Origin of the sequence: Alloyangia pacifica (assembly GCF_003111685.1) — a bacterium.
In the GTDB taxonomy this organism is placed as follows: Bacteria; Pseudomonadota; Alphaproteobacteria; order Rhodobacterales; family Rhodobacteraceae; genus Salipiger; species Salipiger pacificus_A.
Window position 1 is genome coordinate 987,788 of the sequence record NZ_CP022190.1, and the last position, 26,429, is coordinate 1,014,216.

26 protein-coding genes, 1 tRNA gene and 1 pseudogene are annotated in these 26,429 nt (G+C 65.6%); 12 read left to right on the forward strand and 16 right to left on the reverse strand.

What is annotated here, in order from left to right; translation table 11 throughout:
• Nucleotides 1-43 precede the first annotated feature (43 nt).
• Both CEW88_RS17535 and CEW88_RS17540 read right to left on the reverse strand, forming a co-directional pair.
• Nucleotides 44-499 (reverse strand): Lrp/AsnC family transcriptional regulator, encoded by a 456-nt coding sequence (locus CEW88_RS17535; protein WP_108969306.1) that lies wholly within the window; start codon nt 497-499, stop codon nt 44-46.
• Complete coding sequence (locus CEW88_RS17540; protein ID WP_108969307.1) at nt 496-951, reverse strand: Lrp/AsnC family transcriptional regulator; 456 nt, start codon at nt 949-951, stop codon at nt 496-498. Before CEW88_RS17540 ends, CEW88_RS17535 begins: the two co-directional genes overlap by 4 nt.
• Nucleotides 952-1,128: 177 nt before the next feature.
• On the opposite strand from CEW88_RS17540, the gene ilvC reads away from it, so the two are divergent.
• On the forward strand, nt 1,129-2,151 hold the full coding sequence (gene ilvC / locus CEW88_RS17545) for a ketol-acid reductoisomerase (RefSeq protein WP_108969309.1): 1,023 nt from the start codon (nt 1,129-1,131) through the stop codon (nt 2,149-2,151).
• A 143-nt stretch (nt 2,152-2,294) separates the two neighbouring features.
• On the opposite strand, the gene CEW88_RS24760 is transcribed toward ilvC, so the two are convergent.
• The 5 genes from CEW88_RS24760 to dctP all read right to left on the reverse strand — a co-directional run bounded on the left by CEW88_RS24760 (nt 2,295) and on the right by dctP (nt 5,799).
• On the reverse strand, nt 2,295-2,459 hold the full coding sequence (locus CEW88_RS24760; RefSeq protein ID WP_193989074.1) for a hypothetical protein: 165 nt from the start codon (nt 2,457-2,459) through the stop codon (nt 2,295-2,297).
• 88 nt (nt 2,460-2,547) lie between these two features.
• The gene (locus CEW88_RS17550) at nt 2,548-2,922 is read right to left on the reverse strand and encodes an OsmC family protein (protein ID WP_108969311.1); all 375 of its coding nucleotides are present in this window, start codon (nt 2,920-2,922) and stop codon (nt 2,548-2,550) included.
• A gap of 16 nt (nt 2,923-2,938) precedes the next feature.
• Nucleotides 2,939-4,228 (reverse strand): TRAP transporter large permease, encoded by a 1,290-nt coding sequence (locus tag CEW88_RS17555; RefSeq protein WP_108969312.1) that lies wholly within the window; start codon nt 4,226-4,228, stop codon nt 2,939-2,941.
• A gap of 29 nt (nt 4,229-4,257) precedes the next feature.
• Nucleotides 4,258-4,776: a TRAP transporter small permease gene (locus CEW88_RS17560; protein WP_254694473.1), complete on the reverse strand. Its 519-nt coding sequence runs from the start codon at nt 4,774-4,776 to the stop codon at nt 4,258-4,260.
• Between the two features lie 9 nt (nt 4,777-4,785).
• Nucleotides 4,786-5,799, reverse strand: a complete 1,014-nt coding sequence (dctP, locus tag CEW88_RS17565) for a TRAP transporter substrate-binding protein DctP (protein ID WP_108969314.1) — start codon at nt 5,797-5,799, stop codon at nt 4,786-4,788.
• A gap of 185 nt (nt 5,800-5,984) precedes the next feature.
• On the opposite strand from dctP, the gene CEW88_RS17570 reads away from it, so the two are divergent.
• Nucleotides 5,985-7,274, forward strand: a complete 1,290-nt coding sequence (locus CEW88_RS17570) for a PQQ-dependent sugar dehydrogenase (protein ID WP_108969316.1) — start codon at nt 5,985-5,987, stop codon at nt 7,272-7,274.
• Nucleotides 7,275-7,380: 106 nt separating this feature from the next.
• Here the strand turns inward: CEW88_RS17570 and CEW88_RS17575 are convergent, their stop codons facing one another.
• Nucleotides 7,381-9,207 carry a serine protease gene (locus CEW88_RS17575; RefSeq protein WP_108969318.1) on the reverse strand — a complete coding sequence of 609 codons (1,827 nt, stop codon included), beginning with the start codon at nt 9,205-9,207 and terminating at the stop codon, nt 7,381-7,383.
• Between the two features lie 199 nt (nt 9,208-9,406).
• On the opposite strand from CEW88_RS17575, the gene CEW88_RS17580 reads away from it, so the two are divergent.
• Nucleotides 9,407-10,366: a glycine--tRNA ligase subunit alpha gene (locus CEW88_RS17580; protein WP_108969320.1), complete on the forward strand. Its 960-nt coding sequence runs from the start codon at nt 9,407-9,409 to the stop codon at nt 10,364-10,366.
• Complete coding sequence (locus CEW88_RS17585; RefSeq protein WP_108969322.1) at nt 10,363-10,875, forward strand: DUF6446 family protein; 513 nt, start codon at nt 10,363-10,365, stop codon at nt 10,873-10,875. Before CEW88_RS17580 ends, CEW88_RS17585 begins: the two co-directional genes overlap by 4 nt.
• 57 nt (nt 10,876-10,932) lie before the next feature.
• Here CEW88_RS17585 and hemC read toward each other — a convergent pair whose 3' ends face one another.
• Nucleotides 10,933-11,907, reverse strand: a complete 975-nt coding sequence (hemC, locus tag CEW88_RS17590; protein WP_108969324.1) for a hydroxymethylbilane synthase — start codon at nt 11,905-11,907, stop codon at nt 10,933-10,935.
• A 107-nt stretch (nt 11,908-12,014) separates the two neighbouring features.
• Here hemC and hemE point away from each other — a divergent pair, with 107 nt between their 5' ends.
• Nucleotides 12,015-13,052, forward strand: a complete 1,038-nt coding sequence (hemE, locus tag CEW88_RS17595; RefSeq protein ID WP_108969326.1) for a uroporphyrinogen decarboxylase — start codon at nt 12,015-12,017, stop codon at nt 13,050-13,052.
• Between the two features lie 7 nt (nt 13,053-13,059).
• Here hemE and CEW88_RS17600 read toward each other — a convergent pair whose 3' ends face one another.
• Nucleotides 13,060-14,064: a DMT family transporter gene (locus CEW88_RS17600; protein ID WP_108969328.1), complete on the reverse strand. Its 1,005-nt coding sequence runs from the start codon at nt 14,062-14,064 to the stop codon at nt 13,060-13,062.
• 235 nt (nt 14,065-14,299) lie between these two features.
• On the opposite strand from CEW88_RS17600, the gene CEW88_RS17605 reads away from it, so the two are divergent.
• The 4 genes from CEW88_RS17605 to CEW88_RS17620 all read left to right on the forward strand — a co-directional run bounded on the left by CEW88_RS17605 (nt 14,300) and on the right by CEW88_RS17620 (nt 18,163).
• A complete protein-coding gene (locus CEW88_RS17605) occupies nt 14,300-15,232 on the forward strand; it encodes an ABC transporter ATP-binding protein (RefSeq protein ID WP_108969330.1) in 933 nt (310 codons plus the stop codon).
• Entirely contained in the window at nt 15,229-15,990 is a 762-nt protein-coding gene (locus tag CEW88_RS17610; protein WP_108969332.1) for an ABC transporter permease, read from the forward strand. Before CEW88_RS17605 ends, CEW88_RS17610 begins: the two co-directional genes overlap by 4 nt.
• A gap of 338 nt (nt 15,991-16,328) precedes the next feature.
• Complete coding sequence (locus tag CEW88_RS17615; RefSeq protein ID WP_108969334.1) at nt 16,329-16,712, forward strand: hypothetical protein; 384 nt, start codon at nt 16,329-16,331, stop codon at nt 16,710-16,712.
• A complete protein-coding gene (locus CEW88_RS17620) occupies nt 16,709-18,163 on the forward strand; it encodes a relaxase/mobilization nuclease domain-containing protein (RefSeq protein WP_108969336.1) in 1,455 nt (484 codons plus the stop codon). The genes CEW88_RS17615 and CEW88_RS17620 overlap by 4 nt, the downstream gene beginning before the upstream one ends.
• 6 nt (nt 18,164-18,169) lie before the next feature.
• On the opposite strand, the gene CEW88_RS25235 is transcribed toward CEW88_RS17620, so the two are convergent.
• Together CEW88_RS25235 and CEW88_RS17630 are read right to left on the reverse strand one after the other, a co-directional pair.
• Nucleotides 18,170-18,712, reverse strand: a complete 543-nt coding sequence (locus CEW88_RS25235; RefSeq protein ID WP_108969338.1) for an Lcl domain-containing protein — start codon at nt 18,710-18,712, stop codon at nt 18,170-18,172.
• A gap of 106 nt (nt 18,713-18,818) precedes the next feature.
• The gene (locus tag CEW88_RS17630; RefSeq protein WP_108969340.1) at nt 18,819-19,751 is read right to left on the reverse strand and encodes an IS5 family transposase; all 933 of its coding nucleotides are present in this window, start codon (nt 19,749-19,751) and stop codon (nt 18,819-18,821) included.
• A gap of 64 nt (nt 19,752-19,815) precedes the next feature.
• Between CEW88_RS17630 and tnpC the strand changes: the two are divergent.
• Nucleotides 19,816-20,715, forward strand: a pseudogene (tnpC, locus tag CEW88_RS17635) (IS66 family transposase); the annotation flags it as partial.
• Between the two features lie 34 nt (nt 20,716-20,749).
• Here the strand turns inward: tnpC and CEW88_RS24765 are convergent.
• The 4 genes from CEW88_RS24765 to CEW88_RS17655 all read right to left on the reverse strand — a co-directional run bounded on the left by CEW88_RS24765 (nt 20,750) and on the right by CEW88_RS17655 (nt 24,192).
• Nucleotides 20,750-21,106 (reverse strand): hypothetical protein, encoded by a 357-nt coding sequence (locus CEW88_RS24765; protein ID WP_193989075.1) that lies wholly within the window; start codon nt 21,104-21,106, stop codon nt 20,750-20,752.
• A gap of 184 nt (nt 21,107-21,290) precedes the next feature.
• A tRNA-Arg gene (locus CEW88_RS17645) sits at nt 21,291-21,367 on the reverse strand.
• 303 nt (nt 21,368-21,670) lie between these two features.
• Entirely contained in the window at nt 21,671-22,897 is a 1,227-nt protein-coding gene (locus tag CEW88_RS17650; protein WP_108969342.1) for an N-acetylmuramoyl-L-alanine amidase, read from the reverse strand.
• A gap of 149 nt (nt 22,898-23,046) precedes the next feature.
• Nucleotides 23,047-24,192: a pyridoxal phosphate-dependent aminotransferase gene (locus CEW88_RS17655; protein WP_108969344.1), complete on the reverse strand. Its 1,146-nt coding sequence runs from the start codon at nt 24,190-24,192 to the stop codon at nt 23,047-23,049.
• Between the two features lie 67 nt (nt 24,193-24,259).
• Between CEW88_RS17655 and CEW88_RS17660 the strand changes: the two genes are divergently transcribed.
• Entirely contained in the window at nt 24,260-25,600 is a 1,341-nt protein-coding gene (locus tag CEW88_RS17660; protein WP_254694474.1) for a M48 family metalloprotease, read from the forward strand.
• Nucleotides 25,601-25,639: 39 nt separating this feature from the next.
• The gene (locus CEW88_RS17665) at nt 25,640-26,428 is read left to right on the forward strand and encodes a DsbA family protein (RefSeq protein WP_108969346.1); all 789 of its coding nucleotides are present in this window, start codon (nt 25,640-25,642) and stop codon (nt 26,426-26,428) included.
• The last annotated feature ends 1 nt before the right edge of the window (nt 26,429 follow it).

Consider the following 26,429-nt stretch of genomic DNA (forward strand, 5'->3'; position numbering starts at 1 on the left):
CAGAGCAGACACAGAGCAGACACAGAGCAGACCCGGCGCGGGATCAGAGCGGCCCGGGCCGCCGCTCCTCGGTCAGCACCACATTGGCCTCGACCCGCCCCACTCCAGGCAGGGTCATGATCCGCCGCCGCAGCACCCGCTCGAAATCGGGAATGTCGCGCGCCACCACCCGCAGGCGGTAGTCGAAGGCGCCCAGCACGTGCTCGACGATCTGCACTTCGGGAATGGCCGAAACAGCACGCTCGAAGTCCTCGAGGCTGACCCGCCCCTTCGTGGCCAGCTTCACGCCGAGAAAGACCGTCACGCCGAACCCCAGTGCCTCGAGGTCGAGATCGAGCCGCGGCTTGCGGAACACGCCCGCCTCGCGCAGGCGCTGGATGCGCCGCCAACAGGCAGGCTGCGACAGTCCGAGCTCGCGCCCCAGCGCGCCTGCGCTCGCGCCCGCGTCCTTGGCCAGCGCCAGCACCAGCGCGCGGTCGGTATCGTCCATGTCGATCATAGCGGAACCGTTTCGTCGGATTTGACCAGCGCCACATGCATCAGCGCCTCGATGTCCGAGATATGCGGCAAGGTAAGGATCCGGCCCCGGTAGAGCTGCTGGTAATGGGTCAGGTCCCGCGCGATCACCGCGAGGCGGACGTCAATCGAGCCGAGAAAGGTCTGGATCTCGATCACCTCGGGCACCTGCCGCGCTGCCGCGAGGAACTCGTCGAAGGCGCTGGCGACGGTCTTGTCCAGTGCCACGCGCAGCGAGACCTCGAGCTCGTAGCCAAGCGCCGGCCAGTGGATCACCCCGCGGGTGCCGCGCAGCACGCCTTTCTCGCGCATGGCTGCCAGCCGCCGCGCCAGAGTCGAGGGCGTGACCCCTGCCCGCTCGGCCAGTTCGGCCCCGGGCAGGTCAGGTACGGCCTGGAACTGGCGCAGGATGCGCCGGTCTGTGTCGTCTAGCATGATTTCGCCGTTAATTAGTCATTCTGAGAATGATCTTTCATCTTTCCGCAGAATACTCAAGAAAAACGCAAGCCTTATCGCCGCGAGCTACGTAAATTGCGTCTCATAACCACGCGGCGCAACAAACCGCCCGTACCAAGACCCGCAGCAAGGCTGCACCAAGGAAGGAAAAGACCCATGCGCGTCTATTATGATCGTGATTGCGACATCAACCTGATCAAGGACAAGAAAGTGGCCATCCTGGGCTACGGCTCCCAGGGCCACGCCCACGCGCTGAACCTGCGCGACTCGGGTGCCAAGAACCTCGTCGTCGCCCTGCGCGAAGGCTCGCCCTCGGCCAAGAAGGCCGAAGCCGAAGGCCTGCAGGTCATGGGCATCGCGGAAGCTGCGGCCTGGTGCGACCTGATCATGTTCACCATGCCCGACGAGCTGCAGGCAGAGACCTACAAGAAGTACGTGCATGACAACCTGAAGGAAGGCTCCGCCATCGCCTTCGCCCACGGCCTCAACGTGCACTTCGGCCTGATCGAGCCGAAAGACGGCGTCGACGTCATCATGATGGCGCCGAAGGGCCCGGGCCACACCGTGCGCGGCGAATACACCAAGGGCGGCGGCGTGCCCTGCCTCGTGGCGGTTCACAACGACGCCTCGGGCAAGGCGCTTGAGATCGGCCTGTCCTACTGCTCGGCCATCGGCGGCGGCCGCTCGGGCATCATCGAGACCAACTTCCGCGAAGAGTGCGAGACCGACCTCTTCGGCGAGCAGGCCGTGCTCTGCGGCGGCCTTGTCGAGCTGATCCGCTGCGGCTTCGAGACGCTTGTGGAAGCCGGCTACGCGCCGGAAATGGCCTACTTCGAGTGCCTGCACGAAGTGAAGCTGATCGTCGACCTGATCTATGAGGGCGGCATCGCCAACATGGACTACTCGATCTCGAACACCGCCGAGTACGGCCAGTATGTCACCGGCCCGCGCATCCTGCCCTACGAGCAGACCAAGAAGGCGATGAAGGAAGTCCTCACCGACATCCAGCAGGGTAAGTTCGTCCGCGACTTCATGCTCGAGAACGCCGTGGGTCAGCCGACCCTCAAGGCCTCGCGCCGTGCCAACGACGAGCACGAGATCGAAGCCACCGGCGCCAAGCTGCGCGGCATGATGCCCTGGATCTCGGCCGGCAAGATGGTCGACAAGGCAAAGAACTGATCGGGGCCTCCCGAACAGACGAAAGGCGCGGGACTTCCCGCGCCTTTTTCTTTTGGGGTCCGGCAATGTGAGTCGCGCGAGACGCGCGCGCTTTGGGCCGCGCCCGGACTTCCCCCGAACCGCCCCGGGACCGCCCTGAAGGGTCAGTCCTTCTTCTTTGCCGCGTTCTGTGCCTTCATGCGCGCGAGGAGTTCTTCCTTGCTGGCCTTGCCGCCAGTGCCGGCCTTGCCCTCGCGCTTGAGGTCTTCCGCACTGAACTTGGGCTTGTTCGAGCCCGGGCGTCCGCCGCCCATCTTGCTGTAGTCCATGACACGATCCTTTCCGTTGCCACGAAGATGATGTCACATGCCCCATCCGGCAAGGCTTCACAAGCCGCGCCGGGGGCACATGGCGGTCTCACTCGAGGGTGATCTTGCAGTTCAGCGTATTGCTGACGGTGCACATGGACTTGGCCTCGCGCAGCATCTCGGCGTCGAGCTCGCCCTCGATGCGGCAGACCATGGACTGCAGGCGCCCCGGCGCGTCGATGGCCTTCTCGGCGATCACGGTGATTGCATAGGCGGGCAGAGCCACCTCGTCGCGCTTGGCGACGATACGCAGCGACTCCACGAGGCAATGCGCCACCGAGGCCATCAGGGTCAGCACCGGCTTGTCATAGGGAGGATGGGGCAGCGGCTCACCGCCCTCACCCGAGACGAAGCGCACCGAACCTTCGGGGTCGAAGAGCACCGAGACCGGGCCGAAGCGCTTGGGACGGAGTTTCAGGGCCATGGGAGAAAACCTTTCCTCAGAACAACAGGTTGGGCAGGTAGAGCGCGATGACCGGGAAGATCGTCAGCACCACCAGCGCGAAAAGATGAATGAGCCAGTAGGGTACGGTCGCCGTCGCCACCCGGCCAAGGCTGATCTCGTTCTTGGTCAGGCTCGACAGCACCGAGAGGTTGAGCCCCACCGGCGGCGTCACCTGGCCGATCTCGATGACGATGGTGATCAGCACGCCGACCCAGATCGGATCATAGCCGAGCCCGGTCAGCAGCGGGAAGACCACCGGAAGCGTCATGATCATCAGCGACAGCCCGTCGAAGAAACAGCCGAGCAGCAGGTAGATCAGCACCACGATCATGAGGATGCTGTACTGCCCCAACCCGCTCTCCGCGACAGCACTCAGAATCTTCTGCGGGATGCCGAGGATACTGACCGACTGCGCGAGGATCGTCGCACCAAGCACCACAAAGCCGATCGCGGCGAAAAGCAGCGTCGAATGGAAGATCGCGTCAAGCAGCTTGCGCAGCGTGAGGTCGCCCCAAAGGAAGGAGATGACCGTCGCCAGCACCACGCCGAGCCCTGCGGCCTCGGTCGGGGTGGCGATGCCGCCGATGATGCTGCCGATCACCGCGAAGATCAGGATCAGCAGCGGCCAGACCTGGCTGAAGCCGCGCAGGATGTCGCGCAGTGGCAGCCCGCTCTCGTCGCGCGGAGCGATCTGTGGATGGCGCAGCGCCTTGACGAGGATGTAGCCCATGAACATGAGCCCGATCATCAGCCCCGGCAGGATGCCCGCCATGAAGAGCCGCCCGATCGAGGTCTCGGTGAGCGCGCCATAGATCAGGAACGACAGGCTCGGCGGGATCAGCAGCCCCAGCGTGCCACCCCCCGCGAGGCTGCCGACGATGACGTCCTTGTCATAACCGCGCCGGACCATTTCGGGATAGGCGACAGACCCCACGGCGGCGGCTGTCGACATGCTCGAGCCGCTGACCGCGCCGAAAAGCGTGCAGACCGCGATATTGGTGTGCAGCAGCCCGCCGGGCACACGGCGGAAGAGCGGTGCAAAGGCGGAATAGGCGCGGTTGCTCACCCCGCTGTGCAGCAAGATTTCCCCCAGCAGAATGAACAGCGGCACGGCGCTGAGGGTGAAGGAGTTGAAAACGCTCCAGATCGCATCCACCGCCAAAGAGGTCGCACCGTTGGAATAGACGTGCAGGAGCACCAGCCCGGTGAGGCCGAGCGCCGCGCCAAGCGCGACTCCGGTCGAGGCGCAGAACACCATGACGCCGATCAGCGTGGTCCAGAACATGGGTTACCTGTCCTTTGCGGGGGGCTTGGTCACTGCAACTCCTCCGGGGCGTGCGGCCGTTCCGGCGCAAGCAGGCCGAGCAGCCGCCCGGCGAAGATCACCCATGTCACCGCCACCGACAGCGGCAGCGCCGCCATCCACGGATAGAGCAGCACGCGGGCGGTCTCGGACTTGAGGGTCCGTTTCCAGGCGAATTCGAACCAGGGGATCGACTCGAGTAGGATCCAGCCGAAAAAGACCACCCCCACCAGCATCGCGGCGGTGCGCAGCAGCCTCGGGATGCGGCTCTGCAGGGCATCGGCGACGATCGAGACACGCACGTGTTCGGCTCTCAGGGTCACCAGCGGCATGGCGAGAAAGAGCATGGCGCTCAACATCAGGCCCACCATGTCCTCGGTGATATGCACCGGGCTGTTGAAGAACCGCCGCATGATGACGCTGGTGGTGATAATCCCGACGATCCCCACCATGGCCACGGCGGCCAGCAGCGCCATGGCGAGGGCCAGAAGCTCCAGCCCCCGCGACAGCATGTGTTTCAGCGCCCCCATCGCTGCGGATCAGCGGCCAAGCGCTTCGAGCACGCGGGCGCGATAGTCCATGGCGTTGCCGCCGGCTTCCTCGGCCAGCATCTGCCAGGTCTCGGACACGGCCTCCATGAACTGCGCGCGGTCTTCCTCGGGGAAGTCCTCACCCCAGGTAACGCCCATCTCGCCGAGCTTTTCGCGCGCGGCCATCTCGGCCTCGGCGTCCTTGTCGTACTGGTTGGTGTGCTCCCAGAGCGCATCCGCCGCCGTGGTGATCGCCGTCTGGATCTCGGGGTCGGTGGACTCCCAGGTGTCCGTGGCGACGCCCAGCGTGTAGGGCGCCGAGGCCATCGGATAGAGGAAAGAGGCGTAGTTCGTCACCTCCTGCAGCGAGATCGTGCTGGCGTAGAGCGCCGGGTAGAGCGCGCAATCCACAACGCCGGTCTTCAGCGCCACATAGGTCTCTTCCTGCGGGATGATCTGCGCGGCGACGCCGAGCTTGGTGAAGGTCTCGACCTGCTCGCGCGCCCAGACCCGCAGCTTAACGCCCTTGAGGTCCTCGAGCGTTTGGATCGGCTCGTCGCGGCAGAAGACCGAAACCGAGAGCGTCGGGATCGCCACGAAGCCGACGGTGGTCACGCCCCAATCGGTGTATTCTTCCTCGTAGATCTCCTGCGCCACCGGCAGCACCGCTTTCAGCTCGTCAACTGTGCTGATCGCCCCCTGCACGAAGACCGAGCTCAGCGCCGGCGCGTCGCGGCCGAGGTAGTTCGACCACATCAGGCTCATTTCCACCGCGCCGCGCGGCAGCACGCGCAGAAGATCGGTGTTCTTGAGGCCCAGCGAACCGCCGCTATAGACCGTCAGCTTGAAGTCTCGGTCTGCGAGCGCCGTGTTCACCTCGTCGGCGAATTGCTCGATCTGCGCGGTCTCCGGCCGGGTTTCGGGCAGGAAGTTGTTGAGGCGCCATTCCTCGGCCATGGTCGAGGTCGCGGCAAGGCCGGCAAGGGCGGTGCCCAGAAGCGCGGTGCGGATGCGGTTGGTCATTGGCGTCTCTCCTCTAGGCCGATTACAGGGCCGCTCGTTAAAGAAAATGACGGCGCATACAATGGCCGCAAGTAGTTGACCCTAGGGAATACTTCCCCAGTGCGGGTGCGTGCAAACGTCGCGGGACCCCTTTGCCCTTTGCCCTGCCTGCGCTATGTTCGCGCAAACATTGACTGGGGGCTGACATGGATTTCATGGCACGCGTGACCGCGATGATCGGCGGCACGATGGTTCTACTTCGGCGCGCAAGCGCGCCGGGCACACAGGCATTCGGCTCAAATCCTAGCATACCGGAGGCCAAGAAACAGGGAATCATGACCCTCAAGATGCCGACCGCGAAAGGCTGGGAGCCGGGCCACACACCAACCCCCGCGCCGGGGTTGAAGGTCAACGCCTTTGCCTCGGAGCTTCTGCACCCGCGCTGGATCGAGGTTTTGCCCAACGGCGACGTGCTGGTCGCCGAGGCGATGCAGCAGGGCCGCCCGCCGAAGACGCTCTTCGACCGCGCCATGCATGCCACCATGCGCCGCGCCCGGGCGCTCGGCACCAGCGCCAACCGGATCACGCTCTGGCGCGACGCGGATGGCGACGGCGTTGCCGAACAGCGAGAGATCTTTCTCGAGAACCAGAACCAGCCCTTCGGCATGGCCCTGGTAGAGGGCACCTTTTACGTCGGCAACACCGACGGCATCGTCGCCTTCCCCTACGAGGAGGGCGCGGTCCGGCTCACCGGCGAAGGCCGCAAGCTGGTCGATTTCAAGCCGCACGGCCACTGGACCCGCAGCTTGATCGTCTCACCCGACCGGACGAAGATTTACGCCGGCGTCGGCTCGCTCAGCAACATCGCCGACGAGGGCATGGAGGCCGAGGAAGGCCGAGCCGCGATCTGGGAGCTGGACCTGGCGACCGGCGAGTCCCGTGTCTTTGCCTCGGGTCTGCGCAACCCCGTGGGCATGGCCTGGGAGCCGACGACGGGCGCGCTCTGGACCGTGGTGAACGAGCGCGACGGGCTCGGCGACGAGACGCCGCCGGACTATCTCACCTCGGTGCAGGACGGCGGCTTCTACGGCTGGCCCTTCTGCTACTGGGGGCAGATCGTCGACGACCGCGTGCCGCAGGATGCGGCGCGGGTCGCCCGCGCGATCCAGCCCGACTACGCGCTTGGGGGGCACACCGCCTCGCTGGGCCTGTGCTGGATGCCCGAGGGCACCCTGCCCGGCTTCCCGGACGGCATGGTGATCGGCCAGCATGGCTCGTGGAACCGCTCGACGCTGAGCGGCTACAAGCTGGTCTTCGTGCCCTTCGAGAACGGCAAGCCCTCGGGGCCGGCGCGCGACATCCTCTCGGGTTTCCTGGCCGAGGACGAAAGCGTTTCCTATGGTCGGCCGGTCGGGGTCTGCATCGGGCCGGACGGCAAGTCGCTGCTGATGGCCGACGACGTGGGCGACATCATCTGGCGGGTGACCGCGGCCTGAAGCGCGGGCCAGTTTTCGGAAAGAAAAAGAGGGGGGCGCCGCCCCCCTCTTCGCATTCCGCAGGCATGTTTGCGGGAAACTGCCCTCGGGCAGACGCCCGCCCCGATCATTCCCAGCAGTTGACAGCCACGGTCATGTCGCGGGCGGCGGCGGTGAGATCTTCGGGCGCCATGATCCCCTCGCCCTGCGAGGCGGTGCCGGGGATGCCAGCGCCCTGCAGGAAGGCCAGAAGCGCCGAAGCCTCGGTGGCGAAGGCCACGTTCTCGGGCAGCTGCTTGGCCCCCGCGTCGCGCGGCATCAGCACACCGACCACAGCCCCACCCCCATCGAGCACCGGCCCGCCCGCGTCTCCCGGCGTCGTCTCGACCGCCAGCCGCGCCAGAGTCTCCTCGCCGCCAAGGCCCTTGCTGTCCTCCAGCGCGCCGAAGGTGAGCGTCGGCGCACTGAGCACGCCGCCGTAGGGGAAGCCCGCGACAGCGACCTCGGAGTTGATCCGGGGCATGTCGGTGCGCAGTCGGGCGACACCGCGCGGCGCGAGTGCTGCCGTTGGTCGCAGCAGCGCCACGCCGAGCCCCGCATCACTTTGGAGGAGTTGCGCGTCGTAGCTGCCATCGAGGGTGAGCCGGCCGCAGCCCGCCACGGCGGCGGCAGAGGTCAGCACCGTGCCGCGCGCGTCGACGAAGAAGCCCGCCACGGTCTCGCGCGGCTTGCGGATCGGCAGGCCGGAGACCAGATCGAGCGATTGGCCGTCATCGCTGACAGAGGCCGGGTCAAGCACGCCTTGCGTGACGCGGAAGCTGGTCTTCATCACGTTGACGACGCGCTCGAAGCGGGCGTCGTCGCCAGCCGGCCAGACCAGCGTCCAGCCCTTGATCTGCCCGTCCTGCAACACCGCTTCGGTGTGGCTGGTGATCCGCGCATTCTCGCCGGTGAGCGTGAAGCCGTCGCGGCGCAGGCTGCGCGCGCCGTTCACCGGGACAATCGCCAGCGTCTGCAGGATCTCGTAGAGCCCGTTCAGCGTCTTCCGGTCGCCGGGCTGGCTGATCAGCAAAGCCTGTGCGCCCTCGAGCGCGCCGTTGCCCTTGTAGATGGCGAAAGGCGCCTCGTGGCGGTCGAACTCCAGCATGCCCATCGGCAGCTCAATGGCGATGCCGGCGCGGGCATCGCTGACCTGCTGCATGCCGGTCCCTTCGAGCACCGCGTTGTATTCGCCCAGAAGGTCGGCGCGCTGGCGGGCGGTGAGGATGCCGGTGACCTCGTAGCCGTTGTCGCGCTGCCAGGCGCCCATGGCCATGCGGGTGCCATTGCCGAAGGCACCGTCAATGGCGCTGTCGTAATGGCCCGACCAGCGCAGGGCGACCTGCAGCTGCTGGCGCTCGGCGGCGCTGAGCTGCGCTTCGCTGCGGCGCGCCTCTGAGACGGTCTCTTCGGGAATCTCGGGCGCTGCCGCGGGGGCGGTGGCGGCCTCCCGAGGCGTTTCGTCGAGGTCCTGTGCGAGCCCATCCGCGAGCGCGGCGGTCTGCTCCGCACTCGCCTGCCCGGTCGGCGCCGGATCAAGCGGCGCGGCGGTGACCGCCGGCTGGTTGGCGCTGCCGGAGATACCGGCGCCAACCGGCCAGAACTGCCGACCGTATTCGCCCGCAGCGGCAAGATAGGAATCGCGCGGGATGCGTCCCGCGGCGCGCAGGTTCCGCAGTTGCTCGGCGGCGACCTCGGGATCATAGGGCCCGAGCGCAATGCCGTACCAGCCGCCACCCAGCGAGAAGCCGTTCACGTCGCGCAACCCGCCCGCATAGTCGCGTAGGCGCGCCTCGGCCTCGTTCAGGCTGGGCTGGGCCTCGATCTGGATATAGACCACGTCGCCCTGCTGCGCCGCAACGCCCTGCGCCAGCATGATGGCCGCAGTGCCTGCTAAAAGAATGGATCTGAACATGGCTTCACTCGCTCCTCGGGCCCCGGTCTTGTGATCGTCTCTTGTTTTCTGCGAGGACTCTGTAACAGACCCCCCGCTCGCGTCATCTCAAAAGATGGTCAGGCTGGCGCATTGACGCTTGACCGTTGCACGCATAATCAGGCAGCCGACCATTGGACGACGGGCGCCCGCACAGGCGGCGCGCAAGGGGAAAGATGCCATGAGCGAGATCCGCAGCGACAGCAGCAAGCCGCGCAGTTTCCAGGAGATCATCCTGCGGCTGCAGACCTATTGGGCCGCCAAGGGCTGCGCCGTGCTGCAGCCCTACGACATGGAGGTGGGCGCCGGGACCTTCCACCCGGCCACCACGCTGCGCGCGCTCGGCTCGAAGCCCTGGGCCGCGGCCTATGTGCAGCCCTCGCGCCGCCCCACCGACGGGCGCTACGGCGAGAACCCGAACCGGCTGCAGCACTACTACCAGTACCAGGTGCTGATCAAACCCAGCCCGCCGGATCTGCAGGCACTCTACCTCGGCTCCCTCGAGGCGATCGGCATCGACATGGCGCTGCACGACATCCGCTTCGTCGAGGACGACTGGGAAAGCCCGACGCTCGGCGCCTGGGGCCTTGGCTGGGAGGTCTGGTGCGACGGCATGGAAGTATCGCAGTTCACCTACTTCCAGCAGGTCGGCGGCCATGACTGCCACCCGGTGTCGGGCGAGCTGACCTACGGGCTCGAGCGTCTGGCGATGTACGTGCTCGGGATCGACCACGTGATGGAGATGCCGTTCAACGACCCGGATGCGCCCATCGCGCTGAAATACGGAGATGTCTTCCGCCAGACCGAGGAAGAGTACTCGCGCTGGAACTTCGACGTGGCCAACACCGAGGTGCTGCTGCGCCACTTCGAGGAGGCCGAGGCCGAGTGCGAGGCGATCCTCGCGCGGACCCATGACGATCCCAAGACCGGCAGGCGCATCGTCATGGCCCACCCGGCCTACGATCAGTGCATCAAGGCGTCGCACCTGTTCAACCTGCTCGACGCGCGCGGCGTGATCTCGGTCACCGAGCGTCAGGCCTATATCGGCCGGGTGCGCACGCTCGCGAAGAAATGCGCCGACGCCTTCGTCAGCACCGAGGCGGGCGGCTGGACCCCCGAGGCCGCGGAGAGTGCCGCGTGAGCGGCAAGGTCCTTGGCATTTTCATCGTCGCGGCCGCGCTGATCTTTGGCGCGGTCGTCTACTACGCGCAGGTCTACTATTTCTACGCTCCGCTGCCCGAGGACGAGGCGCGCGTCGTGCTCACCCCGCAGGACCGCGGCGAGCCGCGCGACATCCCGTTCCGCGATTTCGAGGGGATTGACGCCTCTTCCTCGCCGATCCGATACCGCGCCTGCTTCACCACGTCGGAGCGGCCGGACACGCTCGACCCGGTGTTCGAACGCTACGAGGGCGCCGAGCCGCGCAATGCGCCCGACTGGTTCGGCTGCTTTGACGCAGAGGCCATCGGCGCGCAGATCGCCGCGGGCACGGCGCATGTCTACACCTCGCGGCGCAACATCGAGTTCGGCATCGACCGGGTTGTGGCGATCACCGAGGACGGCCGCGGCTACATCTGGGAAGAGATCAACGAATGCGGCGACAAGGCCTATGACGGCACGCCGCTCGGCGAGGACTGCCCGGAGAGATAAGCCAGAGACAAGAGACTGGGCGCAAACCGCATCCGGCCCGCGCCCAGTCTGATCCTGTCAGCCCGCCTTCCAGTCGAAAAACCCCTCGCCCGCCCGCTCCAGCAGTTCGCGCGCCAGATCGGCCCCCATGCGCACGCCCTCGGTGATCGGACCGCGGCGCTCGCCCGACAGGGCCTCGCTGCCGTCGGGGCGCAGGATCTCGCCGCGCAGCCAGAGCGCATCGCCGTCGAGCAGCGCCAGCCCCGCAATCGGCGTCTCGCAGCTGCCGTCGAGAGTGCGCAGGAAGGACCGCTCGGCGTCGAGCCGGAACTGGGTCGGCCGGTCGTGGATCGCGTTCAGCATCTCGGCCACCCGCGCATCGTCGGTGCGCCGCTCGATACCGATGGCGCCCTGCGCCACGGCGGGCAGCATATCCTCGGGGGCGATGGGCGTCATGTGCGCGCCGGCCATGTTCATCCGGTTAAGTCCAGCCATCGCAAGGAAGCTGCAGGCGGCGACGCCGTCTTCGAGTTTTTTCAGCCGCGTCTGCACGTTGCCGCGGAACTCGACGACCTGCAGGTCGGGACGGCGGCTCAGCAGCTGCGCCCGGCGGCGCAGCGACGAGGTGCCGACAACCGTCCCCTCGGGCAGCTCGGCGATGGCCGAATGCGAGGGCGAGATGAAGCAGTCGCGCACGTCCTCGCGCGGCAGGTAGCAATCGAGGATCAGCCCCTCGGGCTGTTCGGTCGGCATGTCCTTCATCGAGTGCACGGCGATGTCGATGCCGCCAGACATCAGCTGCTCCTCGATCTCTTTCGTGAACAGCCCCTTGTTGCCGATCTCCTTCAGAGGCCGGTCCGCGGCGATCATCGCGCGGTCGTCGCCGGTGGTCTTGATCACGACGATTTCGAAGGCCTCGGCGGGCAGGTCGAAATGCGCCGCCAGCCGGTCGCGGGTCTCATGCGCCTGCGCCAGCGCCAGCGGTGAGCCGCGGGTGCCGATCTTGAGGGGGGCGTCGGGCGAAGGCAGGGCGATGGGGGTCTCGATTGTCATGGGCCGAGCTTTATGTCGCGGGAGGAGCTGTGGCAATGGGGGCCGTTTTGACATATTGCCGCCCCCAAGAGAGAGACTTGAATGACACGAGACAGTCGGGGGTTCCCATGACCAAGACGATCCTGCGCGCGCTGGCCGGCGAGACGCTGCCCACCCCGCCGATCTGGATGATGCGCCAGGCCGGGCGCTACCTGCCCGAGTACCGCGCCACCCGCGCCCAGGCCGGGGACTTCCTGTCGCTGTGCTACAACCCCGAGCTTGCCGCCGAGGTGACGCTGCAGCCGCTCCGCCGCTACAACTTCGACGCGGCGATCCTCTTCGCCGACATCCTGCTGCTGCCGCAGGCGCTGGGGCTCGACCTGTGGTTCGTCACCGGCGAGGGTCCGCGTCTCTCGACCATCCAGACCGACGCCGACCTCGCCGCGCTGAAGCCTGTGGGCGCGATCCATGACACCCTCAACCCGGTCTACGAGACGGTGAAGATCCTCTCGCGCGAGCTGCCGTCCGAGACCACGCTGATCGGCTTTGCCGGGGCGCCCTGGACCGTCGCCACCTACATGATCGCCGGGCGCGGCACCAAGGACCAGGGCCCGGCGCATGCGCTGAAAGCCGAAAACCGCAAGCTCTTTGAGGGAATCCTCGACGTACTGACGCAGGGCACCATCGAGTATTTGACCAAGCAGGTCGAGGCCGGCGCCGAGGTGGTGAAGCTTTTCGACAGCTGGGCCGGATCGCTCGAGGGGGATGATTTCCGCAAGTACGCGCTGGAGCCCGCCCGCATCATCACCCAGGAGATGAAGGCGCGCTTCCCCGGCCTGCCGGTCATCGCCTTCCCGCGCCAGGCGGGCGAAGGCTACATCGGCTTCCATCAGGCCACCGGCGCCGATTGCGTCGCGGTCGACGACAGTGTGAGCCCCGAATGGGCCGCCGAGCACGTGCAAGTCGCGGGCTGCGTGCAGGGCAACCTTGCCTCATCGCACATGGTCACCGGCGGCGACGCGCTGGTGCGCGAGACGCAGCGGGTGGTGAAGGCCTTCTCGAAGGGGCCGCACATCTTCAATCTCGGCCACGGCATCACCCCCGACGCCGACCCCGAGAACGTTCAACTGATGATCGACACCGTGCGCAGCACTGTGACGGCCTGATCTGACCTCAGCGCCGGACGGCGGTGCTTCCGCGCCGCCGTCCCGGTTGCGGACGGGCCCGTGCCCGCTCGCGCAGGAAGACCACAAGCCCCGCCCCGACGATCAGCGCGCAGCCGATCCAGGTCGCGGGAACCGGCCATTCGCCGAACATCGCCCAGCCCCAGAAGATCGCCAGCGGCAGCCCGACGTATTCGAAGGGCGCGATGACCGCCGCGTCGGCCATCCGGTAGGAGGCACTCAGCGCGTAGCCGACAAAGCCCGAAATGCAGCCAAGCGTCAGAAAGACCAGCGCGTCGCTTGCGCTCGGCAGCACCCAGGGGCGCAGCAGGAAGCGGGCGGCCTCGCTCTCGAAGGCGTCCATGTAGCGCCCGTCGCCCGCCACGAGGTAGAACCCCGCCGAGACCACAAGGAACATCAGCTGCAGGTGCACCGCCAGCGCCGAAGCCCGGGTGGTGACACCAAGCTTGCGCGTGAGCACCTGAAGAAGCGCATAGAGCAGCGCCGAGATCACCGGCAGCAACAGCACCAGCCGCGAGGCCTCGGCCCCCGCAGGCGCCTCTGCCCAGGGCTGCTGCATGACCACCACGCCAAGAAAACCGACAAACACCGCGCCGAGCCGCCACGGCCCCACCTTCTCGCCCAAGATTGGCACCGAGAGCAGCGTGATGAAGAGCGGCGCCACGAAGAAGAGGGCCGTCGCCTGCCCCAGCGGGATGATCGCCACCGAGGCGTAGAAGCTCATGTTGGCGAGCACCACCAGAACACCGCGCGCCAGGTGCAGCAGCGGCGTATCGCTGCGCAGGAGTTTCCAGCCGCCCTCGAGCTTGAGCATGACGAGGATGATGCACAGGCCGACCGCCGCGCGCGTCGCGACGATCTGGTGCAGAGGATAGCCGCCCGAGAGCAGCTTGATCAGCATGTCGTTGATCGAGATCCCCGCAACGCCCGCGCAGATCAGCGCGATTCCAAGGCCGGGGCGGTGAAGGCTGGTGGGTGATGCGGCGAGTGTCATGACACGGCTCTAGCGCGGCCCGCGCGCAAGCGCCATATGCAACCTCGCAACCCCAGTGCCCTTTTAAGGGCTTGGCGAATTGAGGACGTGGCACACCTCTTCGACAGGGTCTTGCCGCCGATCCTGACGGAAACAGGCAGCAGGCCTCCGCCGCACAGTCATCCCTGCGGTATCGCACGTTGCGCTTTGCGCTGGCGGACCTAGGTTTGCGCTCACATCACGCGGAGATCATCCCATGCCCATGGTCGAGGTGGCACAGGTCACAAAGAAATACGACGGCGGTTTCGAGGCCCTGAAGGGCGTCGACCTGGCCATCGAGGAAGGCGAAATCCTCGCGCTCCTTGGCCCCAACGGCGCGGGCAAGACGACGCTGATCTCGATCATCTGCGGGCTGGTCACCCCCACCGGCGGGCACATCCGGGTCGGCGGGCACGACGTGATCACCGACTACCGCGAGACGCGCAGGCTGGTCGGCCTGGTGCCCCAGGAAATCAACCTCGAACCCTTCGAGAAGGTGATCAATACCGTGCGCTTCTCACGCGGGCTCTTCGGGCTGAAGCGCGACGACGCGCTGATCGAGGACGTGCTCCGCCGCCTCTCGCTCTGGGACAAGAAGGACACGCCGATCCGAGCGCTCTCGGGCGGGATGAAACGCCGCGTGCTGATTGCCAAGGCGCTGGCGCATGAGCCCAGGGTGCTGTTCCTCGACGAACCCACCGCCGGCGTCGATGTCGAGCTGCGCCGGGACATGTGGGAAATCGTCGCCGGTCTCAAGGCGCAGGGCACCACGATTATCCTGACCACCCATTACATCGAGGAAGCCGAAGCCATCGCCGACCGCATCGGGGTGATCAACCACGGCCGCATCCTGCTGGTCGAGGAAAAGCAGAGCCTGATGACACGGCTCGGCCGCAAAGAGCTGCGCATCTCGCTCGATGCGCCGCTCAGCGCCCTGCCGCCGGTGCTGCAAGGCCGCGGCCTCGATCTGGAGGAGCAAGGCGACATGCTGGTGCACAGCTACGACAGCACCGCCGAGCGCAGCGGGATCGCCCGGCTCATGGCCGATCTCGCCGCCGAGGGCATCGCCGTGCGCGACGTCTCGACGCGGCAGAGCTCGCTTGAGGAGATCTTCGTCAGCATGGTCCACAAAGAGGAGTCTGAGGCATGAACCTCTATGGTGTCTGGGCCATCTACCGCTACGAGATGACCCGCTTCTTCCGCACGCTGCTGCAGAGCTTCATCTCGCCGGTGATCTCGACGTCTCTCTATTTCGTGGTCTTCGGCGCCGCCATCGGCTCGCGCATCGACGAGGTCGAAGGCGTCAGCTACGGCGCCTTCATCGTGCCCGGGCTGGTGATGCTCTCGGTCATCACCCAGGCGATTTCCAATGCCAGCTTCGGCATCTACTTTCCGAAGTTCATCGGCACGATCTACGAGCTGCTCTCGGCCCCGGTGAACTTTCTCGAGATCGTCATCGGGTATGTCGGGGCGGCGGCGACCAAGGCGCTGTTCATCGGCGTGGTGATCCTCGCCACGGCCAACCTTTTCGTCGATCTTCACGTGGCGCACCCGCTGGCCATGGTGGCCTTCCTGCTGCTCACCTGCATCAGCTTCTCGCTGCTCGGCTTCATCATCGGCATCTGGGCGGGCAACTTCGAGCAGCTGCAACTGGTGCCGCTGCTTGTGGTCACGCCCCTGATCTTCCTTGGGGGCAGCTTCTACTCGATCTCCATGCTCCCGCCGATCTGGCAGACGATCACGCTGTTCAACCCGGTGGTCTACCTTATTTCGGGCTTCCGTTGGGCCTTCTTCGAGACGGCCGACGTGCCGATTGGCCTGAGCCTGCTGGCCATCGCCGCCTTCACCGGGCTCTGTCTTGCGGTGATTTGGTGGATATTCCGCACCGGCTGGCGCCTGCGCAGCTGAGCTCGGTCTTTGCGGCCCTCCAGGGCTTTTCCAGGTAAGCGCGCTCTCAAGCGCTGCTTGCCCGGGACGAACGCCTAACCTGCACCGCAAAGGCCGCACGCGTGTTGATTGTCGCAGTGTCGGGCCTTGAAGCACGGGCGGAAACAGGGCGCCAAAGCGCCCACACGACCTTCCGCTTCGAGAGGCTGGGGAGTTTCTACAGATCAAAAGATTATGGCGCACCTAGGAGGAGAAAGTTCGAACACCTTATTCAATGTTCTCTTCCAATGGAATCAGGTGCTTAAGGCCCTCCTCACTTCCGCAGATGACCTCGAAGAAGGCGCCTGCGGGGTGGCCGGATGACAAGCAAACGCCCTCCTTTCTCTCTACGACTGACCTTTGAGGAGCGCGCAAGGCTCGAAGAGCTTGCCGGAAGCGAACCGCTTGGCTCGTACATCAAGCGCAAGGTTTTCGATGGCAAAGGCGGCGGCGGGCGGCGTGGCCGCTCCCGCAAGCGCCGTCCGATCAAGGACGAACAAAAGCTCGCCCAGGTGCTCGCGATGCTCGGCAAGTCCAAGCTCGCGAACAACCTAAATCAACTCGCCGAGGCTGCGAACATCGGCACGCTGCCGATGATGCCGGATACGGAACGCGATATCCGCCGCGCCTGTGCGGACATCGCACTGATGCGCCGCGAACTGCTGCGGGCGCTCGGACACCGAACGGACAGTGAGCCGTCATGATCTTGAAAGGCTCACAGCGCGGAAGTGCAAAACAGCTCGGGCTTCATCTGCTGAAGACCGAAGAAAATGAGCACGTCGAACTGCATGAGATACGAGGCTTCGTCGCCGAAGATGTCATCGGCGCTCTTCGCGAGGCGGAAGCCACAGCGAAAGGCACGAAGTGCAGCCAGTATCTCTTCTCAGTCTCTTTGAACCCGCCCGAAACGGAAAATGTCCGCGTTGAGACCTTCGAAACGGCCCTCTCGGCCATTGAAGAAAAGAACGGTCTTACCGGCCAGCCGCGCATCGTGATCTTCCATGAAAAGGAAGGGCGTCGGCACTGCCATGCCGTTTGGAGCCGGATCGATGCCGAGACCATGACGGCCAAGCCGATGTCGTTTTACAAGAACAAGCTGCGGGAGGTCTCGCGTCAGCTCTACCTCGAAAACGGCTGGCAGATGCCGCGCGGCCTGATCGATCCGAAAGACCGCGATCCGCGCAACTTCTCTCTGGATGAATGGCAGCAAGCCAGACGCATGGGTCGTCATGCCGGAGACCTGAAAGAGATGATCCAAGAAGCCTGGGCGACGTCTGACTCCGGTCGCACTTTCGCCCATGCGCTCGAAGAGCGTGGGCTCTATCTCGCCAAAGGGGATCGGCGCGGGCATGTCGCTGTCACCTTCGAGGGCGAAGTCATCTCCATCGCGCGTGCGACGGGGATCAAGGCGAAGGACTTGAAATCCCGGGTCGGCGACCCGGCAGACTTGCGAAGCGTCGAAGACACAAGAAAGCGGATCGGCGAAGACATCCTGCCGCGCATCAAATCGCACATGGACGAGGCTCGCACCTCCGCTGCCGCCGACAAGGAGCTGCTGGAAGAGCGCCGCCTTGCGATGGCGCGCAGCCATGCGCATGAGCGCATGAAGCTCGATCTCGGTCAGAAAGCGCGGGCCGAGCAAGAGGCACGTAATCGCGCCGAGCGTTTCCGCAAAGGCTTTGGCGGGCTTTGGGATCGCCTTAGCGGCCAGCGCGCAAAGCTGGAAAAGCAGAATGAAATCGAAGCCCTTTGGGCGTTGCGGCGCGATCAGGAACAGCGGCAAGCCATGATCGCGGTACAGCTTCAGGAACGCCACGCCCTCCAGTTCGAAATCAGAGCGATGCGATCACGGCACGCTCAAGCCTTGCGTGACTTGCACTTCGATGCGGCTAACTATCGTCTGATGAAGCGTGGACAGGAACCAAGGGCAATGCCCTCCTTCGAACATGCCAAGCCAAGAACGCCACCTGTTCAGCCGCAGCCCGCACCAAGGAAGCCGGACGTTCAAAAGGACATCAACGCGGAACGTCTCGACGACTTGCGCGCACGGTCATCGACGCCTTCCCGGCCCCAGGATCGCACCGAAGAGCGGTTGCGGCGCCTTCGCCAAAACAAGCGCACTTCCGAAGACAGAGGTCCGGAGCCTGAGCGATAGTGTTAACTAAGGGGCAGTTTTTCCAATCGCAATCCAGCGTGCCCCATCGCAGAACTGAAGAACACTGTGAGTAGTGTTGTACATCACATCACCTTCCATTCCATAGGGATTTGCGCAGCGCGGCGCAGGTCCTTTGCGCACGCAGCGAACCTTATAGGCATTTTGCTTTGGCCCCCCGCCAAATGCACATGTATCCATTCTAATATATCTAGCGTTCGTCGCATTGGATTCAGACGATGACCAATAGATATTTTCTGGATAGCCGCTAACAACTAGACCAGGAATGCTATTTCCCGAGGTACAAATTGTTGCTAGCTCTGATCGAGCTGGCAAATACCAATCATCAGCGCCATGCGACTCTAGATCATAGCAATATTGAGCGGCCACATGCACTTGAAACCCAGCCAAGCCGCTGTCCGCGTCCACAGTAGTAATAACTTTAGTATTATCTAGTCCTGTCACCAAGTCTGTCGCAGAAGTGACTGCATAATTGGCGCTATTGCCGCTGTTCAATAAGCGATTACCTAGATCTTGTGGCATTGCAAACATTTCAACATTACCGTCCGAGCTTAGACCAACATAAACCGTCCCATCGTCACATGGCGCTGTTGCACAAATCAGATGATTACCGCAGTTCCCCTTTCCCCGGACACACTTATCCCAGGGCCACGGTGACCGGGATGCCGAGGGCAGTGAAGCGGTTCATCACCGCCGCACAGAGCTGAACTTCGGCAACCTGGCGGTCGAAGTCGCGGGACATCAGCTTCTGTCCGAGTAGCTTTACGCAGTTCATTTTCGTCTCCACCCTGCTACGTCGGTGGTAGCCGCTCCAGTTCCGCCACAGCGCCCGGCCAAGATGCTTTGACGTCCGCAGTATCTCGTTGCGCGCTCGGGCTCCTGCCGTGTCCGGCTTCCAGGGTCTCGCGTTGCGGCGGGGCGGAATGATTGCTGCCGCACCGCGGTCAGCGATGGCGTCGTGGCAGGCGCGCGTGTCGTAGGCACCGTCTGCTGTAACGGTGGCGATCTCCTGATCCGGGGGCAGCTGGGCAAGCAGGTCCGGCAGCATCGGCGCGTCGCCGACATTGCTGGAGGTGACCTCGACCGCCCGGATCTCCAGCGTTTCCTCATCGATCCCGAGGTGGAGCTTGCGCCAGACCCTTCGTTTCGAGCCGCCATGCTTGCGCGTGTGCCACTCGCCTTCGCCTTCCACCTTGATGCCGGTGCTGTCCACGAGCAGATGCAGCGGCCCCTTGGAACCGCGATACGGGATCGTCACGCTCAAAGTCTTCTGGCGACGTGACAGAGTGCTGAAGTCCGGCACGGACCAGCCGAGCCCGGACAGTTCGAGCAGGCTCGCCACGAAACCGGTCGCTTGGCGGAGCGGCAGCCCGAGGAGTGTCTTGAGGGTGAGGCAGGCCTGGATCGCAGCGTCGCTATAGGCCTGCTGACGGCCGCGACGCCCCGACGGAATGGCTTCCCAATGCATCGAGGGATCGAACCAAACGGTCAGTGATCCGCGCTGCCTCAGCGCCTGATTGTAGCTTTGCCAGTTGGTGGTCTTGTAGGTCGTCTTCGGAGGTCTGCTCATACCTTCCGGCTACTACATTGGATTCACGAGGTGAATCCCTCGCCCCTTTGTGCAACAACGCCACTGGGCCGGGACAGCAGCCTTCCATCTCAGCCCCGTGGTCGACAGGCTGACCGAGCATCTCAAGTCATCCGGCAAGCTCTTCATGGACGAGACTACGGCCCCGGTCCTCGACCCGGGCCGTGGCCGAACCAAGACCGGCTACCTCTGGGCCCTGGCGCGTGATGATCGCGGTTGGGGCGGAGAGGACCCGCCCGGCGTAGTCTTCACCTACCATCCCAGTCGCGCGGGGGCGCACGCGGAACAAATCCTGCAGGGCTTCGACGGCATCCTGCAATTGGACGGCTATACCGGCTATGACCGCCTCACACGCCCCTCCCGCAAGGGCGGCGCGCCGATCACGGTTGCGCATTGTTGGGCCCATGCGCGTCGCAAGCTGAAGGAAGTCTTCGACCGCGACGGCTCGGAAATCGCTGCCGAGGGACTACGCCGGATCGCCGAGCTCTATCGCATCGAGGCCGAGATCCGCAGCATGGGGCCTGGCCAGCGCCTGTCGGCCCGCCAAGCCCGCAGCGCGCCCCTCGTCGCCGAGTTCGGCGACTGGCTGCAGGCACAGCGCCTGCGGATCTCAGCCAAGTCGCGCCTCGGAGAGAAGCTGACCTACATCCATCGCCAGTGGGCCGGTGTGCAGACCTTCCTGCATGGCGGCCGCGTCGAGATCGACTCCAATTCCATCGAGAACTTGATCCGTCCGATTGCCCTGACGCGAAAGAATGCGCTCTTCGCCGGACATGACGAGGGCGGCCGCACTTGGGCCCGCATCGCTTCCCTAATCGCCACCGCGAAGATCAACGGCGTGGAACCCTTCGCCTATTTGAAGGCGACCCTCGAAGCCATCGCCGCCGGTCACCCCGCCAGCAGGATCGACGAGCTCCTGCCATGGAACTTCAACCCGTCACGCTGATCACGCGTGCTGCGGTGACAGCGCTTACGATTGTTCAGAGAAAGGCAAGTCCATCCGACGCGAGGTCGTCGAACAAGAGTTTGAGGCGTTGCTCAAATCGCTGAAGCCAACCGAAGAACTCTTCGGGTTCGCCACTGCCCTCTTTCGGGACCTTTGGGAGCAGCGTGAACACGCGATGAAAGAGCAGAGCAAGTCGATGAAGGCCGAGTTGTCGCAGTTCGAACGCAAGATCGAACAGCTCGTGGATCGCCTCGTCGAAGCGAACAGCGATTCCGTTGTTCGTGCTTACGAAAAGAGGATCGGAGACCTTGAGACGGATCGCATGGTTATCCGTGAGCGGCTCGACAAATGCGGGACTCCGCTTGCCACCTACGAGGATACGTTCGAACACTCGATGACATTCCTGTCAAACCCCTGGAAAATATGGGAAAATGGCGGCATCGAACACCGTCAAACGGTCCTGAAACTGGCATTTGCAGACCGTCTAGCTTATGAGCGAGAAAACGGTTTTCGAACACCAGAAATTTCATTGCCTTTCAAAGCTTTAGAGGAAATCTGTAGCGGGAAAATGGAGATGGCGCACCCGATAGGATTCGAACCTATGGCCTCTGCCTTCGGAGGGCAGCGCTCTATCCAGCTGAGCTACGGGTGCCTAGGGCGGGTCTTACGGCAAAGCGAAACGCTCCGCAATCGCAAATCCGGCGTGCCGCGGCGTTCTTTGCGACGAAGTTTCCTCGGCGCCTGCCCCAAGGACGCACGTGTTTTCCGAGCCTTGTGAGGACGGGTCACGCGCGGCCACGCGCGCAGGGTCCTTGGCTTTGCACATGCGCGCGCCGTGACCTGTGCTGTCTCATGGCCGCACCTCCTCCGTCGCCGAACCGGGGCTCGCGCGATCGGACCTTGGTTTACATAAAGCCCCGCCGCCGCGCGAATTTGCCTGTCCCGCGAGCGGCACCTACTTCCGGCGCAGTCGCGACAGCGCCTCATCCTCGATTTCCCAGGCGGCAATGCCGTCACGGATGCCCGCTGCCATCGAGGCGCGCCAGGCGCGGTCCTGCAGGTGCCGCAGGTCCTCCTCGGTCGACAGGAATCCGACCTCGATCAGGGCCGAGGGAATGTCGGCGGCCTTGAGCACCGAGAATCCCGCCTGCCGCTGCGGGCGCTTGTGCACCTGTCCCACCGCGTTGCGGATCCCGGCGACCAGATGCGCCGCCAGCGCCTTGCCGCGCGGGGCGTTCTCGAGACGGGCAAGGTCCATCAGAACATTCGCCACCCGGTCGTCCGAGCCCGAAAGGTCGAGCCCCGCGAGGATGTCGTCCCGGTCGTGGCGCTCGGCGAGCGCCGCCGACGCGGCGTCTGAGGCGGCGTCGGCAAGCGTGTAGACCGTGGCACCATGGGCCACGCCCTGCTCGATCGCATCGGCATGCAACGACAGGAAAAGATCGGCGCTGGCGTCATGCGCCAGGGCCACCCGCCCCTCGAGCGAGACGAAGACATCCGCGTCGCGGGTCATCAGCACCTCGTAGCCTGCGCGACGCAGCACGTCGCGCAGGTCGCGCGCGAAGATGAGCATGAGGTCGGCCTCGTTGTGCCCGTCGCGCTGCGCGCCCGGATCGATGCCCCCGTGCCCCGGGTCGAGAACGATGCGCAGCGGCGCGCCCTCTGCGCGGCGCGGGGCGGCCTTGGCACGCGGCTCGGGCAGGTCCCAACGCGGATCGCGGGGCAGGCCGGAGCGGGAGGCCATCGCCTCCGCGCTGGTGGGGGCGAGACGCAGGGCGAGAGCGGCCCCGCCGGTCTCCTCGGAGACCTTCATCTCGGCGCGATCAAGGCGCATCGGCCCGGCAAGCTCGGCCACAAGCCGCGACCAGCCAGAGCGGAAGGGGCCCATGTGCAGGGACTTGACCGCCGCGGAGCGGTTCATGGCCTCGGGGTCGGCGCCGGTCCAATCCACCTCGCGGAAGTCGAGCACCAGCCGCGGCGGATCGATCAGGGTGAAGGCACGCCAGGGCACGCCCTGGCTGATCGAAAGCGTCAACTCCGCGCCCCTGCCCCAGCCGGCATCGGCTGCGGCACCTTCGATGAAGCGCGCCTGCCCGCCAAGCGCGAGATTCTGCGCTTGCGCGCCGGCGCCAAGCAGGGCGCAGAGCGCCGCTGCCGTGATGATCCGGAATAAACTGCCCATCTGCCTGTCTGTCTTCTTGTTGTTGGCAGGCACACTAGCAGCGCGGCAGCGGATTCGCACGTGGCATGGAGGGCACATGGGCACATGCCGACAGGCGCGCGCCCCGCCCCATGCAGGCGGTCACACGACCCGCGGGCATCATGAAGACGTCAGACCCGCGCCTCCATGAAGGTCTTGAGGCGGGCCAGCCCTTCCTCGATCTCCGCGGTACCGCGGGCGTAGGAGAAGCGCAGGGTCCCCGCCCCGCGCGCCGGGTCGAAATCGAGCCCGGGCGTCACCGCCACCCCGGCCTTGTCGAGAATCTCTGCGGCGAAGGCGCGGCTGTCGTCGGTCAGGTGGCTGACGTCGGCGTAGACGTAGAAGGCCCCGTCAGGCGGCGCAATGCGGTCGAAGCCGGCCTTTGGCAGCCCCTCCATCATCAACGCGCGGTTCTTCGCGTAGACCGCGAGGTTGGCCTGCAGCTCGTCGGTGGCATCCATTGCCGCGAGCGCCGCCACCTGCGAGGCGTTGGGCGCGCAGATGAAGAGGTTCTGCGCCAGCCGTTCGACCTGCCGCACCTGGGCCTCGGGCACCACCAGCCAGCCGACCCGCCAGCCGGTCATCGAGAAGTACTTCGAGAAGGAGTTGATCACGCAGACATCGTCCGACACCTGCAGGGCCGTGACGGGCTTCTTGTCGTAATCGATGCCGTGGTAGATCTCGTCGGACAGGAAAGACGCTCCGCGCGCCTGCACCGCTTCGATCAGCGCCGCCAGCTCGGGCTTGCCCAGCATCGTGCCAGTGGGATTGCCCGGCGAGGCAACCATGGCCCCCTCGTACGCCACACCCGCCAGATCCCCGGGGGTGAGCTGGTAGCGGTTCTCGGGGGCGGTCTGCACTTCGACCGGGCGCAGATCGAGTGCCTTGAGGATCTGCCGGTAGGACGGGTAGCCGGGCGCGCCGAGCGCCACGCGGTCCCCGGCGTCGAAAAGCGCCGAGAACGCGAGGATGAAACCGCCAGAGGACCCGGGCGTCACCACGACGCGGTTCGGGTTGAGATCGACATCGTACCATTCGCCGTAGAGCCGGGCGATGCGCGCCCGCAGCTCGGGAATGCCAAGCGCCACCGTGTAGCCGAGCGCATCGCTCTCCATCGCGGCGGCCAGCGCCTTGCGGGCTGCCTCGGGCGCAGGAGAGCTGGGCTGGCCGACTTCCATGTGGATGATGTGGCGGCCTGCGGCCTCGGCGGCCCGGGCCTGCTCCATCACGTCCATCACGATGAAGGGATCGACCGCCCCCCGACTTGAGTTTCGCATGTCTCTCTCCCATGGTGGCTCGGCACATCGTCTTCGGGCGGAGTACGAAGCTTCCGGAGGAGGGTCAATGCCGGGACCGCGCGCCGCGCTGCGCCTCATCACCACGCTCTGCGCGCTTGCGTTTCTGCTTGCGGCACCCGCCGCGCGTGCTGCGACGCTCTTGCGCGACGCCGACCTAGAGCACGCCCTGACCGAGATCGCCGCACCGGTGCTGCGCGCCGCCGGGCTGAGCCACGGGCAAGTCGATGTGCTGGTGATCAAGGACGACCGGATGAACGCCTTCGTCGCCGACTCGACGCGCATTTTCATAAATTCCGGGCTGATCTTGAAGCTCCCCAATGCCAAGTCCCTGCAGGCGGTGATCGCCCATGAGGCGGCGCATATCACCGGCGGACATATCACCCGGCGCATGGACAACATGCGGGCCGCGCGCAACGCGGCGGGGCTCGGTCTCGTGCTGGCGGCGGCGGCGGGCGCCGCCACCGGCAGGGCCGATGCCGCGGCGGGGCTTGCGATCGGCGCGCAGAGCACGGCCATGCGCAGTTTCCTCGGCCACAGCCGCGCCGAGGAAAGCTCGGCGGACATCGCCTCGATCCGTACCCTGGTGCAGGCCGGGATCGACCCGCGCGGGGCTTTGCAGGTGCAGGAGATCTTCCTCGGGCAGGAGGCGCTGAACGTCGGCCGGCAGGATCCCTACATGCAGAGCCACCCGCTGACCCGCGACCGCTTCCGCGCGACGCAGGGGCTGGTCGCAGCGGCGAAGGTTCCCGAGCGCAACGACCCCAACACCGATTACTGGTTCCTCCGCGCCCGGGGCAAGCTGTCGGCCTTCCTGCGCGCGCCGGGCTGGACGCTGGGGCGTCTTGGCGACAGCGGCAGCCGAGACATCGCGCTCATGCGCGAAGCGGTGGCGCGGCACCGGCAGACCGACCTGCCCGGTGCGCTCAAGGCCATCGATGGCGCTCTCGCCCTGCGCCCCAAGGATCCCTACTACCACGACCTCAAGGGCCAGATTCTGCTCGAGGGCCGCCGCCCCGCCGACTCCGCCCGGGTCTACGCGCAGGCGCGCGACCTTGCCCCGCGCAACCCGCAGGTGCTCGGCGGGCTTGGCCGGGCGCAGCTTGCCTCCGGACAATTCGCGGCGGCGCTGGCGACGCTGGAGGAGGCACGCGGCCGGGATTGGGCCGATCCGCGCATCCTGCGTGATCTCTCGGTCGCCTATGCCCGGGCCGGGAACAACGGCATGGCGTCCGAGGCGACGGCGCAGCGCTACGCGCTGGAAGGTCGCATGCAGGATGCCGGAATTCATGCCAAACGCGCGGTGGATCTGCTGCCGCGTGGATCCGCCCCGTGGAACCGCGCGCAGGATGTGCTAGACGCATCGGAGCGCGCCGCAAGGAAACGCTGAGATACCGCCCGAGCGGGCGCCCTGACCGACGGAGACAAGATGCAGACCCCTACGACCCGACGCACCGCCTTTCGCCGCGCCGCCGCTTCGCTGGCCGTGGCCACCGGCCTCATGGCGCCCCCGGCGCTGGCACAGGACCTCGACCTCCAGAAGCTGACCCCCGAGCAGCGCGAGGCTTTCCGGGCAGAGGTGCGCGAGTACCTGCTCGACAACCCCGAGGTGATCATGGAGGCCGTCAACGCGCTCGAGACCAAGCAGGCCGAGCAGCAGGCCGCGGCCGACGACCAGTTGGTCTCCTCAAACGCGGACATGCTCTTTGACGACGGCTACAGCTGGGTCGGCGGCAACCCCGACGGCGACGTGACCATCGTGGAGTTCTCGGACTACCGGTGCGGCTACTGCCGCAAGGCCTTCCCCGAGGTCGAGGAACTGGTGAAGAGCGATGGCAACATCCGCATCATCATCAAGGAATTCCCCATCCTTGGTCAGGACAGCATGACCTCGTCGCGCTTCGCGCTGGCGACCATGCTGGTGGCGGGCCCGGACGCCTACAAGCAGATGCACGACGCGCTGATCTCGCTCAAGCAAGAGCCGTCGGAACCCGTGCTGTCGAAGCTTGCGACCACGCTGGGGCTCGATGCGGACGCGATCCTTGCCAAGATGAGCGATCCCGAGGTCGATCGCCGCATCGGCGAGACCCACGAGCTGGCGCAGCGGCTGCAGATCAGCGGCACGCCGACCTTCGTGTTCGGCGACCAGATGCTGCGCGGCTACGTTCCGATCGACGGCATGCGGCAGATCGTCAAACAGGTGCGCGAAGAGAGCTGAG